The 15673-nt window shown below is 59.9% G+C and carries 13 protein-coding genes; all 13 read left to right on the plus strand.

Annotation, left to right across the window (positions count from 1 at the left end):
* The 13 genes from lpxD to ispD all read left to right on the plus strand — a co-directional run bounded on the left by lpxD (position 1) and on the right by ispD (position 15673).
* Positions 1 to 1056, plus strand: a complete 1056-nt coding sequence (gene lpxD, locus ACA046_RS06315; protein WP_076015783.1) for a UDP-3-O-(3-hydroxymyristoyl)glucosamine N-acyltransferase — start codon at positions 1 to 3, stop codon at positions 1054 to 1056.
* A 110-nt stretch (positions 1057 to 1166) separates the two neighbouring features.
* Positions 1167 to 1607 carry a 3-hydroxyacyl-ACP dehydratase FabZ gene (gene fabZ, locus ACA046_RS06320; protein WP_003219309.1) on the plus strand — a complete coding sequence of 147 codons (441 nt, stop codon included), beginning with the start codon at positions 1167 to 1169 and terminating at the stop codon, positions 1605 to 1607.
* Positions 1604 to 2380 carry an acyl-ACP--UDP-N-acetylglucosamine O-acyltransferase gene (lpxA, locus tag ACA046_RS06325; protein WP_076015782.1) on the plus strand — a complete coding sequence of 259 codons (777 nt, stop codon included), beginning with the start codon at positions 1604 to 1606 and terminating at the stop codon, positions 2378 to 2380. The genes fabZ and lpxA overlap by 4 nt, the downstream gene beginning before the upstream one ends.
* A 2-nt stretch (positions 2381 to 2382) precedes the next feature.
* Positions 2383 to 3522 carry a lipid-A-disaccharide synthase gene (lpxB, locus tag ACA046_RS06330; RefSeq protein ID WP_497676114.1) on the plus strand — a complete coding sequence of 380 codons (1140 nt, stop codon included), beginning with the start codon at positions 2383 to 2385 and terminating at the stop codon, positions 3520 to 3522.
* A complete protein-coding gene (rnhB, locus tag ACA046_RS06335; RefSeq protein ID WP_088423009.1) occupies positions 3519 to 4151 on the plus strand; it encodes a ribonuclease HII in 633 nt (210 codons plus the stop codon). The genes lpxB and rnhB overlap by 4 nt, the downstream gene beginning before the upstream one ends.
* Positions 4152 to 4227: 76 nt before the next feature.
* Complete coding sequence (gene dnaE, locus ACA046_RS06340; RefSeq protein WP_459026484.1) at positions 4228 to 7749, plus strand: DNA polymerase III subunit alpha; 3522 nt, start codon at positions 4228 to 4230, stop codon at positions 7747 to 7749.
* 139 nt (positions 7750 to 7888) lie between these two features.
* Positions 7889 to 8836, plus strand: a complete 948-nt coding sequence (locus ACA046_RS06345; protein WP_010176746.1) for an acetyl-CoA carboxylase carboxyltransferase subunit alpha — start codon at positions 7889 to 7891, stop codon at positions 8834 to 8836.
* Positions 8837 to 8995: 159 nt separating this feature from the next.
* Positions 8996 to 10315, plus strand: coding sequence for a tRNA lysidine(34) synthetase TilS (gene tilS, locus ACA046_RS06350; RefSeq protein ID WP_497676115.1), 1320 nt, complete (start codon positions 8996 to 8998; stop codon positions 10313 to 10315).
* 273 nt (positions 10316 to 10588) lie between these two features.
* Positions 10589 to 12220, plus strand: a complete 1632-nt coding sequence (gene pyrG, locus ACA046_RS06355; protein WP_076015820.1) for a CTP synthase — start codon at positions 10589 to 10591, stop codon at positions 12218 to 12220.
* 5 nt (positions 12221 to 12225) lie between these two features.
* Positions 12226 to 13071 (plus strand): 3-deoxy-8-phosphooctulonate synthase, encoded by an 846-nt coding sequence (gene kdsA, locus ACA046_RS06360; RefSeq protein WP_003219295.1) that lies wholly within the window; start codon positions 12226 to 12228, stop codon positions 13069 to 13071.
* A 157-nt stretch (positions 13072 to 13228) separates the two neighbouring features.
* Positions 13229 to 14518, plus strand: coding sequence for a phosphopyruvate hydratase (gene eno, locus ACA046_RS06365; protein ID WP_177042039.1), 1290 nt, complete (start codon positions 13229 to 13231; stop codon positions 14516 to 14518).
* Positions 14519 to 14690: 172 nt separating this feature from the next.
* The gene (ftsB, locus tag ACA046_RS06370; protein WP_003219292.1) at positions 14691 to 14969 is read left to right on the plus strand and encodes a cell division protein FtsB; all 279 of its coding nucleotides are present in this window, start codon (positions 14691 to 14693) and stop codon (positions 14967 to 14969) included.
* Positions 14966 to 15673 carry a 2-C-methyl-D-erythritol 4-phosphate cytidylyltransferase gene (ispD, locus tag ACA046_RS06375; protein WP_459026491.1) on the plus strand — a complete coding sequence of 236 codons (708 nt, stop codon included), beginning with the start codon at positions 14966 to 14968 and terminating at the stop codon, positions 15671 to 15673. Before ftsB ends, ispD begins: the two co-directional genes overlap by 4 nt.

The following is a 15673-nucleotide window of genomic DNA, read 5'->3' on the forward strand; positions in this document are numbered from 1 at the left end:
ATGACTGCGACTATCAAACTCGGCCAATTGGCCGAGTTCCTGGGGGCCACCTTACGTGGCTCTCCGGAGAAGGAAATTACTGGGCTAGCCACCTTGCAGGAGGCTGGCCCAGCTCAGTTGAGCTTCCTGGCAAACCCCCAATACCGTAAATACCTGGGCGAAAGCCGTGCCGCAGCCGTGTTGCTGAAGGCCGCTGACGCCGAAGAGTTTGCCGGGGATGCGCTGGTTGTCGCCGACCCGTACCTGGCGTATGCCCGGGCATCGCACCTGTTCGATCCAAAACCCAAGGCTGCCGCAGGTATCCATCCTTCGGCGGTAATCGCGGATGACGCGCAGGTTGACCCTGCCGCGAGCATCGGTGCTTTTGTGGTGATCGAAAGCGGCGCACGTATCGGCGCGGGTGTGACGATAGGCGCCCAGTGCTTTATCGGCGCCCGCAGTGAGATTGGTGCCGGTGGCTGGCTGGCTCCTCGCGTGACCCTGTACCACGACGTGCGTATCGGTGAGCGTGTAGTGATTCAGTCAGGTGCCGTGATCGGCGGCGAGGGCTTCGGCTTCGCCAACGCGAAAGGTATTTGGCACAAGATTGCCCAAGTCGGCGGCGTATTGATCGGCGATGACGTGGAAATTGGCGTCAATACTGCTGTTGATCGCGGCGCCTTGGCCGATACCGTCATTGGTAACGGCGTGAAACTGGATAACCAGATTCAGATTGCCCACAACGTGCAGATTGGCGATCACACCGCCATGGCGGCGTGCGTGGGGATTTCCGGCAGCACCAAGATTGGCAAGCATTGCATGCTCGCCGGCGGTGTAGGCCTGGTGGGCCATATCGAAGTGTGCGACAACGTATTCATCACCGGCATGACCATGGTGACCCATTCGATTACCGAACCTGGGTCCTATTCATCCGGTACGGCCATGCAGCCTGCGGCCGAATGGCGCAAGAGCGCGGCGCGTCTGAGGCAGCTCGACGATATCGCTCGGCGCCTGAAACATCTGGAAAAGCGTGTTGGGGACGTGACCCCTGGCGGTAATGCTTCATCAGATGGCTGATACCATTTCCATATCAAGTGTGCACAGCCGCTAGACTGCCTCCTTGATTTGCTAGAGGGGCGTGCCTTAGTCCGCACGCTCCCAATCTTTATTACAGGCTTCCCCCCGAAATGATGGACATCAACGAGATTCGCGAATACCTGCCTCACCGTTACCCGTTCCTGCTGGTGGACCGAGTAACGGACCTCAATGTTGAGGAAAAGCGCATTCGTGCCTACAAGAATGTCAGCATCAACGAACCGTTCTTCAATGGTCACTTCCCTGCGCATCCCATCATGCCAGGCGTTTTGATCATCGAAGCGATGGCCCAGGCTGCCGGTATCCTTGGTTTCAAAATGCTCGACCTGAAGCCTGCCGATGGCACGCTCTACTATTTCGTAGGCTCCGACAAACTGCGCTTCCGCAACCCGGTGACCCCGGGTGACCAGTTGATCCTGGAAGCCAAGTTCATCAGCTGCAAGCGCCAGATCTGGAAGTTCGAATGCCAGGCGTCGGTCGACGGCAAACCGGTGTGCTCGGCTGAAATCATCTGTGCGGAACGCAAACTATGAGTTTGATTGACCCTCGCGCAATCATCGATCCGACGGCCGTACTGGCCGCCGACGTTGAGGTCGGCCCTTGGTCGATCGTCGGCGCAGGTGTGGAAATCGGCGAGGGGACAGTCATCGGGCCGCATGTAATCCTCAAAGGCCCGACGCGGATTGGCAAACACAATCGCATCTATCAGTTTTCATCGATAGGCGAAGACACTCCGGACATGAAGTACAAGGGTGAAGAGACGCGCCTGGTAATCGGTGATCACAACATCATCCGTGAAGGCGTGACCATTCACCGCGGTACCGTTCAGGACCGCGCAGAGACCACCCTGGGTGATCACAACCTGGTGATGGCCTACGCGCACATCGGCCATGACAGCGTCATCGGCAACCACTGCATCCTGGTCAACAACACAGCGTTGGCCGGCCACGTGCATGTGGACGATTGGGCGATCCTGTCCGGCTTCACCCTGGTGCATCAGTACTGCCATATCGGCGCCCACAGCTTTTCCGGCATGGGTACCGCCATCGGCAAGGACGTTCCGGCGTTCGTCACGGTATTCGGCAACCCGGCCGAAGCCCGCAGCATGAACTTCGAAGGCATGCGTCGTCGGGGTTTCAGCGAAGACGCGATCCATGCCCTGCGCCGCGCCTACAAGGTGGTTTACCGCCAGGGACTGACGGTCGACCAGGCTTTGACCGAACTGACGGAACCCGCAACATTGTTTCCGGAAGTCGCAATATTCCGTGACTCGATCCAGTCGTCGACTCGCGGCATCACTCGCTGATCATGGCCAAGCTGCGCATAGCGTTGGTGGCCGGAGAAGCTTCCGGCGATATTCTCGGTGCAGGCCTGATGCGGGCCCTCAAGGTCCAGCATCCGGCGGTTGAATTCATCGGTGTCGGCGGTCCGCTGATGCAGGCTGAAGGCCTCACGTCCTACTTTCCCATGGAGCGCTTGTCCGTCATGGGGCTGGTGGAAGTGCTGGGTCGGTTGCGTGAGCTGCTGGCTCGCCGCAAAAAGCTGATCCAGACCCTGATCGAAGAAAAGCCCGACGTCTTTATCGGAATCGACGCTCCGGACTTCACCCTCAATATCGAACTCAAGTTGCGTCAGGCCGGGATCAAGACCGTGCATTACGTCAGCCCGTCCGTGTGGGCGTGGCGGCAAAAGCGCGTGCTGAAGATTCGCGAAGGCTGCGACCTGATGCTCACCCTGCTGCCGTTCGAGGCCAGACTCTACGAAGAGAAGGGCGTGCCTGTGCGGTTTGTTGGCCACACCCTGGCCGATACCATCCCGCTCCAGGCGGATCGTGCTGCGGCGCGTGCCGAACTGGGCTTGCCCGACGGACCGTTGGTCGCCTTGATGCCGGGTAGCCGTGGTGGCGAAGTCGGTCGTCTCGGCGCACTGTTTTTTGATGCTGCCGAACGTCTGCAAGCGCTGAAGCCGGGCGTGCGCTTCGTATTGCCGTGCGCCAGCCCTCAGCGTCGCGCGCAAGTTGAAGAATTGCTGGTAGGCCGCAACTTGCCGTTGACCCTGCTTGACGGTGGCTCGCATCTGGCGCTGGCTGCATGCGATGCGGTGCTGATCGCCTCCGGCACCGCGACCCTGGAGGCCTTGCTCTACAAGCGCCCTATGGTCGTGGCCTATCGCCTGGCGCCGCTGACCTACTGGATTCTCAAACGTATGGTCAAAAGCCCTTACATCTCCCTGCCCAATTTGCTGGCCCAGCGTTTGTTGGTGCCCGAATTGCTGCAGGACGACGCGACGCCTGAAGCCTTGGCGCACACCATGCTCCCGTTGATCGACGGTGGCGAAGAACAAACCCGTGGTTTCGACGAAATCCATCGTACCTTGCGCCGTGATGCCTCGAACCAGGCGGCAGATGCCGTGCTGACCTTGATCGGCCATAAACAGGAAGCCCTATGAAGACGCAAATGGGCCTGGATTTCAGCTTGGTCGCCGATGCTCTTGATCTGGTGGCCGGCGTCGACGAAGTCGGTCGTGGCCCGCTGTGCGGCGCAGTCGTCACCGCCGCGGTGATTCTCGACCCGAACCGTCCGATCCTTGGCCTCAACGATTCGAAGAAACTCACCGAAGCCCGTCGTGAAAAACTCTATGACGAGATCTGTGAGAAAGCCCTGAGCTGGCACATCGCCCGGGCTGAAGTCGAGGAAATCGACGAACTGAATATCCTGCACGCCACCATGCTGGCCATGCAGCGCGCCATCGAAGGCCTGCACATCACGCCAAAAATGGCGATGATCGACGGCAACCGCTGCCCGAAGCTGACAATGCCGGCGGAAGCAGTGGTCAAGGGCGACAGCAAGGTGCCGGCGATTGCCGCTGCCTCGATCCTGGCCAAGGTTAGTCGTGACCGTGAAATGGCGGCTTTCGAATTGATCTACCCCGGCTACGGGATCGGTGGACACAAAGGTTATCCAACGCCCGTTCATCTGGAAGCTTTGGCGCGCCTGGGCCCGACCCCGATCCACCGCCGCTCGTTCGCCCCGGTTCGCCAGGCTTACGAGGCTCGGGAGAGTCTCAGCGAGGTTTAGTCGCGAGGCTGATGTTTTGCTCAAGGCCCGGTACAATCCGGGCCTTGTTGTCTCCACGTTTTTAGACAGGATCACTATGCCGGCTTCATTCGTTCACCTGCGCCTGCACACTGAATACTCCCTGGTCGACGGCCTGGTACGGATCAAACCCCTGGTCAAAACCCTGGTGGGCATGAACATGCCTGCCGTGGCGGTGACCGACCAGAACAACATGTGTTCCCTGGTCAAGTTCTACAAGGCCGCCATGGGCGCCGGCATCAAGCCGATCTGCGGCGCCGACCTGTGGCTGTCTAACAAAGACCCGGATAACCCACTGAGCCGCATCAGCCTGCTGGCGATGAACGGCGTGGGTTATCGCAACCTCACCGAACTGATTTCCCGTGGTTTTATCGACGGCCAGCGCAACGGCTCGATCATCATCGAGCGCGAGTGGGTGGCCGAGGCCAGCGAAGGGCTGATCATGCTCTCGGCGGCCAAAGAGGGTGAAATCGGTATCGCGTTGTTGGGCGGCAATCCTCAGGAGGCGGAAGTGCTCGCCCGTGAGTGGATGGACGTGTTCCCCAACCGTTTCTACCTGGAAATCCAGCGCACCAACCGCCCCAACGATGAAGAGCAGTTGCACGCCGCCGTGGCCCTGGCTGAAAAGCTCGGTGCGCCGCTGGTCGCGACCAACGATGTGCGCTTTATCAAGAAAGAAGACTTCGAGGCCCACGAAACCCGCGTATGCATCGGTGAAGGCCGGGCGCTGGACGATCCGCGCCGCTCGAAAAACTACAGCGAAGAGCAGTACCTCAAAAGCGCCGATGAAATGGCCGAGCTATTCAGCGACCTGCCCGAGGCCCTGGAAAACTCCGTAGAAATCGCCAAGCGCTGCAACATTGAAGTGAAGCTGGGCAAGCACTTCCTGCCCAACTTCCCGATTCCCGATGGCATGACCATCGATGAATATTTCCGCAAGGTGTCGTTCGACGGCCTGGAAGATCGTTTGAGTGTCCTGCTGCCCAAGGACACCACTGAAGATTACGAAGCCAAGCGCCAGGTCTACGTCGATCGGCTGAATTTCGAGCTGGATATCATTATCCAGATGGGGTTCCCCGGTTACTTCCTGATCGTAATGGACTTTATCCAGTGGGCAAAAAGCAACGGCGTGCCGGTAGGCCCTGGCCGTGGATCGGGTGCCGGGTCCCTGGTGGCCTATGTGCAGAAGATCACCGACCTCGACCCGCTGGAATATGACCTGCTGTTCGAACGGTTCCTTAACCCGGAACGGGTATCGATGCCCGACTTTGACGTCGACTTCTGCATGGATGGTCGCGACCGGGTTATCGAATACGTGGCCGAGAAATACGGCCGCAATGCGGTAAGCCAGATCATCACCTTCGGTTCCATGGCGGCGAAAGCGGTAATCCGCGACGTGGCCCGGGTGCAAGGCAAGTCCTACGGCTTGGCGGACCGCCTGTCGAAGATGATTCCGTTTGAAGTCGGCATGACCCTGGAAAAAGCCTACGAGCAGGAAGAAATCCTGCGGGACTTCATCAAGGTCGATGAAGAAGCGGCCGAAATCTGGGACATGGCGCGCAAGCTCGAAGGTGTAGTGCGTAACGTCGGTAAACACGCCGGTGGTGTAGTTATCGCGCCCACCAAGCTGACCGACTTTTCGCCGATCTATTGCGACGAAGAAGGCGACGGCCTGGTAACCCAGTTCGACAAGGATGACGTGGAGGCGGCCGGCCTGGTGAAGTTCGACTTCCTCGGCCTGCGTACCCTGACGATCATCGACTGGGCGCTGAAGACCATCAACCGCGAGCGGGCGAAGATCGACGAGCCGCCGCTGGACATCGCCTTTATCCCGCTGGACGACAAACCGACGTACCAGTTGCTGCAAAAAGCCGAAACCACGGCGGTCTTCCAGCTTGAATCCCGCGGCATGAAAGAGCTGATCAAAAAGCTCAAGCCCGACTGCCTGGAAGACTTGATCGCACTGGTGGCCCTGTTCCGTCCGGGCCCGCTGCAATCGGGCATGGTGGACGACTTCATCAACCGTAAGCACGGGCGTGCCGAACTGGCTTACCCGCACTCCGACTACCAGTACGAAGGCCTCAAGCCGGTACTGGCACCGACTTACGGCATCATCCTGTATCAAGAACAGGTGATGCAGATTGCCCAGGTCATGGCCGGCTACACCCTCGGCGGTGCGGACATGCTGCGTCGAGCCATGGGTAAGAAAAAGCCCGAGGAAATGGCCAAGCAGCGTGGCGGTTTCATTGAAGGTTGCGCCACTAACAACATCGACGCCGACCTGGCCGGTAACATTTTCGACCTGGTAGAGAAGTTCGCCGGTTACGGCTTCAACAAATCCCACTCCGCCGCCTATGGACTGGTGTCGTACCAGACTGCCTGGCTGAAAGCTCACTACCCGGCGCCGTTCATGGCCGCGGTACTGTCTGCGGATATGCACAACACCGACAAGGTCGTGACCTTGATCGAAGAAGTGCGCACCATGAAGCTGCGCCTCGACGCGCCGGACGTGAACACTTCCGAGTTCAAGTTCACGGTGAACGACGAAGGCCGCATCATCTATGGTCTTGGCGCGATCAAGGGCGTGGGCGAAGGCCCGGTGGAGGCGATTACCGAAGCGCGCCAGGACGGGCCGTTCAAGGACCTGTTCGACTTCTGCGCCCGGGTCGACCTCAAGCGCATCAACAAACGTACCCTTGACGGCTTGATCCGCAGCGGCGCCCTGGATCGCCTGGGCCCGTACTTTCATGATGAGCCGAAGGCTTACCAGGCCAACATTGATCGCAACCGTGCAGTGTTGCTGACCGCCATGGAAGAAGCGATCAAGGCCGCCGAGCAGACCGCGCGCACCCACGACAGCGGCCACGCCGACCTGTTTGGCGGGCTGTTCGTCGAAGCAGACGCCGACGTCTACGCCAACCACCGCAAAGCCAAGGACCTGACCCTCAAGGAACGCCTCAAGGGTGAGAAAGACACCCTGGGCCTGTACCTCACCGGTCACCCGATTGACGAATACGAAGGTGAAATCCGGCGTTTCGCCCGTCAGCGCATCATCGACCTGAAGCCGGCGCGGGATACCCAGACCGTTGCGGGCATGATCATCGCCCTGCGGGTGATGAAGAACAAAAAGGGCGACAAGATGGGCTTTATCACCCTCGACGACCGCTCGGGCCGGATTGAAGCGTCGCTGTTTGCCGATGCCTTCCATTCCGCCCAGTCACTGTTGCAGACTGACGCGATGGTGGTGGTGGAAGGGGAGGTCAGCAACGACGACTTCTCCGGTGGCCTGCGCCTGCGGATCAAGCGCGTGATGAGCATGGAAGATGCCCGCACCAACCTGGCCGAAAGCCTGCGCCTGAAAGTGCGCACCGAGGCGCTTAAAGGTGATCAGCTACGCTGGTTGGGTGACCTGCTCAAGCGGCATCGCGGCGCGTGCCCGGTGACCATGGAATACACCGGCAACGATGCCAAGGCCATGCTGCAGTTCGGCGAGACCTGGAGAATCGACCCGGCGGACGGCTTGATTCAAGCATTGCGTGACCAGTTCGGGCGTGACAACGTCTTCCTCCAATACCGTTGACGGTCCGGCCTTACAAAGAACGCCTGATCTCGACCGAACATTTAATCTCGACCTAACCGCGCCTCTCCCTTAAGGTAGGGCGCGAATAGACAACCGGCTGGCCAGGCACTCCTTGGCCGTCGACCCAAGACGGACGCTTATGAACCCGAATTTTCTTGATTTTGAACAGCCGATCGCTGACCTGCAAGCCAAGATCGAAGAGCTGCGCCTGGTCGGCAATGACAATTCGCTGAATATCGGCGATGAAATCGCTCGCCTGCAAGACAAGAGCAGCACGCTTACCGAAGACATCTTCGGCAAGCTGACCAGCTGGCAGATCGCGCGCCTGGCCCGCCACCCGCGCCGTCCGTACACCCTGGACTACATCGAGCACATCTTTACCGAGTTCGACGAACTGCACGGCGACCGTCACTTCTCCGACGACGCAGCCATCGTGGGCGGTATCGCTCGCCTGGACGACCAGCCAGTGATGGTGATCGGTCACCAGAAAGGCCGTGAAGTTCGCGAGAAAGTCCGTCGCAACTTCGGCATGCCGCGTCCGGAAGGCTACCGCAAGGCTTGCCGCCTGATGGAAATGGCCGAGCGCTTCAAGATGCCGATCCTGACCTTCATCGACACCCCGGGCGCCTACCCGGGTATCGACGCTGAAGAGCGCAACCAGAGCGAAGCAATTGCCTGGAACCTGCGGGTGATGGCTCGCCTGAAGACCCCAATCATCGCTACCGTGATCGGCGAAGGCGGTTCCGGCGGTGCACTGGCCATTGGCGTCTGCGACCAACTGAACATGCTGCAATATTCGACCTACGCAGTGATCTCGCCGGAAGGTTGCGCCTCGATCCTGTGGAAAACCGCCGAGAAAGCGCCGGATGCCGCTGAAGCCATGGGGATCACGGCTGATCGCCTGAAAGGCCTGGGTATCGTGGACAAAGTGATCGCCGAGCCATTGGGCGGCGCCCACCGTGACCCGGCTGCCGCTGCCGCGACCATTCGTGCTGAACTCAGCTCGCAACTGGCGATGCTTAAGAAGTTCGATAACGAGGCGCTGCTGGCCCGTCGTTACGAGCGTCTGATGAGCTACGGTCTCTAAGCCGACGCGTTACTCAATGTGGGAGCGGGCTTGCTCGCGAAAGCGTTATATCAGTCAACATCTCGCTGACTGACACCACGCTTTCGCGAGCAAGCCCGCTCCCACATTTGCTTTGTGTATGCTGGGTTATCGCATTCCAGATTGATGGCGTACTTTGCTATGAAGCCCACCTTCACCGCCAAACTTCTGCAAACCCTCGCCCCCTGGCGCAATGCCCCGGCCTGGCACATCGCCTTTTCTGGCGGCCTCGACTCCACCGTCCTGCTGCACCTCCTGGCCACTCTGGCCAAAACCGAAAAGCTTCCGCCACTCAGTGCGCTTCATGTTCATCATGGGCTGCAGGCTGCAGCTGACGTGTGGCCGGCGCATTGCCAGGCCGTGTGCGACGCCCTGGGCGTTCCCCTGCAAGTGATCCGCGTGCAGGTGCAACCTGGTGCAAGTCTGGAGCGCGCGGCCCGTGAGGCGCGGTATCAGGCGTTTGCCGAGGTCAACGGGGCAGGGGAGTTGGTCCTCACGGGCCAGCACCGCGACGATCAGGCTGAAACCTTGCTGTTTCGCTTGTTGCGTGGGGCCGGCGTGCGTGGGCTGGCGGCGATGCCTGTGCAGCGTTCATTGGCGGGTGGCTACCTGGTGCGGCCCTTGCTGGATGTATCCCGCGCCGATCTGGAAGCCTACGCCCGCGAGCATCAATTGGACTGGATCGAAGACCCGTCCAACGCTGACCCGCGTTTCTCCCGCAATTACCTGCGCCACCATGTTTTCCCGCGCCTGACCGAACGTTGGCCCCAAGCCGTCAGCACCATGGCCCGCAGCGCCGAACATTTGGGCGAAGCCCAGGGCTTGCTCGACGAACTGGCGCAAATGGACCTGCTGGCCGCCAGTCAGCCTCCGGCATTTCCCTGGCTGGCATTGCCGTCGCTGACTCTTGAGCCGCTTGCCGCGCTCTCCGAGGCCCGCCAGCGCAACGCACTCATGCACTGGCTGACACCGCTGACACGCTTGCCCGACAGCGAGCACTGGGCCGGCTGGGCGACCTTACGCGACGCCAAACACGATGCACAGCCGCTGTGGCGTCTGGCCGACGGTGAATTGCACCGTTGCGGTGGGCATCTCTGGTGGTTGCCCGCCAGTTGGTCGGAATTTTCTGACGCATCGGTGAGCTGGCCACAGCCGCAAAACCCACTACAGTTACCCGGTAACGGCCAACTGTATTTCAGTGGCAGCGCGCCCGAAGGCCCCCTGAGCATCCGTTATCGCCAAGGCGGCGAAATCATGGAATTGCCAGGCCGGGGCCGGCGCGACCTGAAGCGGTTGCTTAATGAAAGTGCGGTGCCAGGCTTCATCCGTGGCAGATTGCCGCTGCTGTATCAGGGCCAACAATTGCTGGCTGCGGCCAACCTGCCGGGCCTTGCGGCAGGTGACGGTACCGGCTGGCAATTACATTGGATGCCACCAACCTGCGATCAAGGTTTGAGCTGATAGAGCCTTTCCGGTAGACTACGCTCCCTTCTTGATACAACTTCTGTGGATTCGCCTGAATCGCAGCAGTTGCCGATTACCAAGCAGTCTTTGCTGGGCGATTCCAAAAAATGTGTAGCGATCAACGTACCGGTGTTTCATTGCTGGTCTGTCACAACGCGGCGGTTTTTTTGAAAGGTGCACTGTGATTAATGCAGGTGATCGGGGGCTTCGGCCTTCCTTCGCTTTCCCCGGCGGCTCGGACCGCTTTAACGCAGACTTCTAGGGTTTTTCATGACGCGCTACATATTCGTCACGGGCGGTGTTGTTTCTTCATTGGGGAAAGGCATTGCCTCCGCTTCATTGGCGGCCATCCTGGAGGCGCGGGGACTTAAGGTCACCATGCTCAAGCTGGACCCGTACATCAACGTTGACCCGGGCACCATGAGCCCGTTCCAGCACGGTGAAGTGTTCGTCACTCACGACGGCGCCGAGACCGACCTGGACCTGGGACACTACGAGCGGTTCATCCGCACGACCATGACCCAGAACAACAACTTCACCACTGGCCGTGTCTACGAGCACGTGCTGCGCAAGGAGCGCCGTGGTGACTACCTGGGTGCAACCATCCAGGTGATCCCGCACATCACCGACGAAATCAAGCGCCGCATCATCAAGGGTGCAGGCGATGCCGACGTGGCGATGGTCGAGATCGGTGGCACCGTAGGTGACATCGAGTCCCAACCGTTCCTCGAAGCCATCCGCCAGTTGCGTTTCGAAGTCGGCGCCAAGCGCGCGATGCTGATGCACCTGACACTGGTGCCCTACATCGCCACCGCTGGCGAAACCAAAACCAAGCCTACCCAGCACTCGGTCAAGGAACTGCGTTCCATCGGCCTGCAGCCGGACGTGCTGGTGTGCCGCTCCGACCACGCGATCGACATCGCGTCCCGTCGCAAGATCGCCCAGTTCACCAACGTTGAAGAACGTGCGGTGATTGCCCTGGAAGACGCCGACACCATCTACAAGATCCCGGGCATCCTGCATTCCCAGGGCCTGGATGATTTTGTCGTCGAGCGTTTCGGCCTGCAGTGTGGCGGCGCCGATCTGTCCGAGTGGGAAGCCGTGGTCGACGCCAAGCTCAACCCTGAGCATGAAGTCACCATCGCCATGGTCGGCAAGTACATGGAACTGCTGGACGCCTACAAGTCGCTGATCGAAGCGATGAGCCACGCGGGCATCAGCAACCGTACCAAGGTTAACCTGCGCTACATCGACTCCGAAGACATCGAGAACCAGGGCACTGCGCTGCTGGAAGGCGTTGACGCCATCCTGGTTCCGGGCGGCTTCGGTCTGCGTGGCGTGGAAGGCAAGATCACTGCCGTCCAGTACGCTCGTGAGAACAAGGTGCCGTACCTGGGTATCTGCCTGGGCATGCAAGTGGCGGTCATCGAGTTCGCCCGTAACGTGATGGGCTGGAAAGACGCCAACTCCACCGAGTTCGATCGCACCAGCGGCCACCCGGTCGTGGGCCTGATCACCGAGTGGGAAGATGCCACCGGCGCCGTCGAAACCCGTACCGAAACCTCCGACCTGGGCGGCACCATGCGCCTCGGCGCGCAGGATTGCCTGCTGGAGCCGGGGTCCTTGGTTCACGATTGCTACGGCAAGGACGTGATCGTCGAGCGTCACCGTCACCGCTACGAAGTGAACAACAACCTGCTGCCGAAAATCATGGAAGCCGGCCTGAAGATCTCCGGTCGTTCCGGTGATGGCGCACTGGTTGAAGTGGTTGAAGCACCGGATCATCCATGGTTCGTGGCTTGCCAGTTCCACCCGGAGTTCACATCGACCCCGCGCGACGGTCACCCGTTGTTCAGCGGCTTCGTTAAAGCAGCACTGACGCAACATCAGAAGAAGGCGTAAACCTGATGGCCCAGAAGATCATTCGCGTAGGCGACATCGAGATTGCCAACGACAAGCCCATGGTGCTGTTCGGCGGCATGAACGTGCTGGAAAGCCGCGATATGGCGATGCAGGTCTGTGAAGAGTACGTGAAGGTGACCGAGAAACTCGGTATCCCTTACGTGTTCAAGGCCAGCTTCGACAAGGCCAACCGTTCGTCCGTGACCTCCTATCGCGGCCCGGGCCTTGAAGAAGGCATGCGGATCTTCCAGGACATCAAGCAAGCCTTCGGCGTGCCGATCATCACCGACGTCCACGAGCCGGAACAGGCTGCCGTGGTCGCCGAGGTGTGCGACATCATCCAGTTGCCGGCCTTCCTGTCGCGCCAGACCGACCTCGTGGTCGCCATGGCCAAGACCGGCGCTGTGATCAATATCAAGAAAGCCCAGTTCCTCGCACCCCAGGAAATGAAACACATCCTGAACAAGTGCGTGGAAGCGGGTAACGACCAGTTGATCCTCTGCGAGCGTGGTTCTAGCTTCGGCTACAACAACCTCGTGGTGGACATGCTCGGTTTTGGCATCATGAAGCAGTTCGAATACCCGGTGTTCTTCGACGTGACCCACGCGCTGCAAATGCCCGGTGGTCGCGCCGATTCCGCTGGCGGGCGCCGTGCCCAGGTATTGGACCTGGCCAAGGCCGGCATCAGCCAGTCCCTGGCAGGCCTGTTTCTGGAAGCTCACCCAGACCCGGATAACGCCAAGTGCGACGGTCCATGCGCCCTGCGCCTGGACAAGCTGGAGCCATTCCTGGCCCAGTTGAAGCAGTTGGATGACCTGGTCAAGAGTTTTCCGACGGTAGAGACCGCGTAAGCGTCGTTTCTCCGGTAGACTTTCCCTCGTTTTACGCTCAGGCCTGCGGGCCTGAGCCTTGTCGCCTGCAAGCCTGCCCTGTTGTTCCACCCTTGCGGTCGGTCAAAAGATTTCCTTCAGCTGCGTCGTTTTCGTCAACTTTGGAGTGTTTACAACAATGGCAAAAATCGTCGACATCAAAGGTCGTGAAGTTCTCGACTCCCGTGGCAACCCTACCGTCGAAGCCGACGTGCTTCTCGATAACGGCATCATCGGTAGCGCCTGCGCGCCGTCCGGTGCTTCCACAGGTTCCCGCGAAGCACTGGAACTGCGTGATGGCGACAAGAGCCGTTACCTGGGCAAGGGCGTACTCAAGGCAGTCGCCAACATCAATGGCCCGATCCGCGACCTGCTGCTGGGCAAGGATCCGCTGGACCAGAAAGCCCTCGATCACGCAATGATCAAGCTCGACGGTACCGAAAACAAAGGCAGCCTCGGCGCCAACGCCATCCTCGCTGTGTCCCTGGCTGCTGCCAAAGCCGCTGCACAGGACCAGGACCTGCCGCTGTACGCCCACATCGCCAACCTGAACGGCACCCCGGGTGTTTACTCGATGCCGGTTCCGATGATGAACATCATCAACGGTGGCGAGCACGCTGATAACAACGTCGACATCCAGGAATTCATGGTGCAGCCGGTTGGCGCCAAGACCTTCTCCGAAGGCCTGCGCATGGGCACCGAGATTTTCCACCACCTCAAGGCTGTACTGAAGGCCCGTGGCCTGAGCACTGCCGTGGGTGACGAAGGCGGTTTCGCACCGAACCTGGCGTCCAACGAAGATGCACTGAAAGTGATCTCCGAAGCCGTGGCCAACGCTGGCTACAAGCTGGGCACCGACGTGACCCTGGCCCTGGACTGCGCGGCCAGCGAATTCTACGAAGACGGCAAGTACAACCTGTCCGGTGAAGGCCACGTATTCACCTCCGAAGGTTTCGCCGACTACCTTAAAGGCCTGACCGAACGCTACCCGATCATCTCCGTTGAAGATGGCCTGGACGAGTCCGATTGGGCTGGCTGGAAAATCCTCACCGACAAGATCGGCGAGAAGATCCAACTGGTAGGCGACGACCTGTTCGTGACCAACACCAAGATCCTGAAAGAAGGCATCGACAAGAAGATCGCCAACTCGATCCTGATCAAGTTCAACCAGATCGGCACCCTGACCGAAACCCTGGAAGCCATCCAGATGGCCAAGGCTGCGGGCTACACCGCTGTGATCTCCCACCGCTCCGGCGAAACCGAAGACTCGACCATTGCCGACCTGGCCGTGGGCACTTCGGCAGGGCAGATCAAGACCGGTTCCCTGTGCCGTTCCGACCGCGTTTCCAAGTACAACCAATTGCTGCGTATCGAAGAGCAACTGGGCGGTAAAGCCAAGTACAACGGTCGTAGCGAGTTTCGCGGCTGATTGTTAAATGGTAAAAGGTCAGCGGATTACGTCGGAAAAATCACGGCAGCGTGAATTTCGGCGCTAATCTCATGGCTATCAAGCACAAGCCTGGTTATTCCAGGCTTCGTGCTATCAGTTGCTTCAAAAGTTTTTGCATGGCTGTCTTTTTTCACTGGATACCCGATATTCGATGCGCAGTCCCAATTGGTTGTTCCTCGTCTTGCTCTTGCTGCTGGCTGGCCTGCAGTACCGCCTATGGGTGGGGAATGGCAGCTTGGCGCAGGTCACCGAACTGACCCAGCAAATTGCCGCACAGCACGCCGAAAACGAGGTGTTGCTGGAGCGCAATCGCGTGCTCGATGCCGAAGTGCTTGAACTGAAAAAAGGCATGGAGACCGTTGAAGAGCGGGCTCGCCATGAATTGGGCATGGTCAAGGAGGGCGAGACCCTCTACCAGTTGGCCCAATGAGCCTTTCGTCACCGGCCTTCTGGGCCGTGATTCCTGCCGCGGGCGTGGGTGCCCGTATGGCCGCGGACCGTCCCAAGCAATACTTGCAGCTGGGCGGGCGCACTATTCTCGAACACAGCCTTGGCTGTTTCCTTGATCATCCGGGCCTCAAGGGGCTGGTGGTCAGTCTTGCTGTCGATGACCCTTACTGGCCGAACCTGGCTTGCGCCACCGACCCACGCATTGCGCGGGTGGACGGCGGCGAAGAGCGCTCGGGCTCGGTACTCAATGCCTTGCTTTACCTGCACAGCCAAGGCGCCAGCGATGGCGACTGGGTGTTGGTGCACGACGCCGCCCGGCCCAACCTCAGTCGCGACGACCTGGACAAGTTGCTGTTTGAACTGGCCGACGACTCCGTGGGCGGGTTGCTGGCAGTGCCGGCGCGGGACACCCTCAAGCGTGCCGACAAGCACGGGCGCGTGCTGGAAACGGTCGATCGCACGCCGATCTGGCAGGCCTACACCCCGCAGATGTTCCACCTGGGCGCGCTGCACCGGGCCTTGGCCGACAGCCTGGTCTCGGACGTGGTCATCACCGACGAAGCCTCGGCCATGGAGTGGGCCGGGCATGCTCCCCGCCTGATCGAAGGCCGCAGCGACAACCTCAAGGTCACCCGCCCGGAAGACCTTGAATGGCTGCGCCAGCGCAGGGCTTTTCAAGCTTAG

The organism is Pseudomonas sp. LBUM1641 (assembly GCF_059716235.1).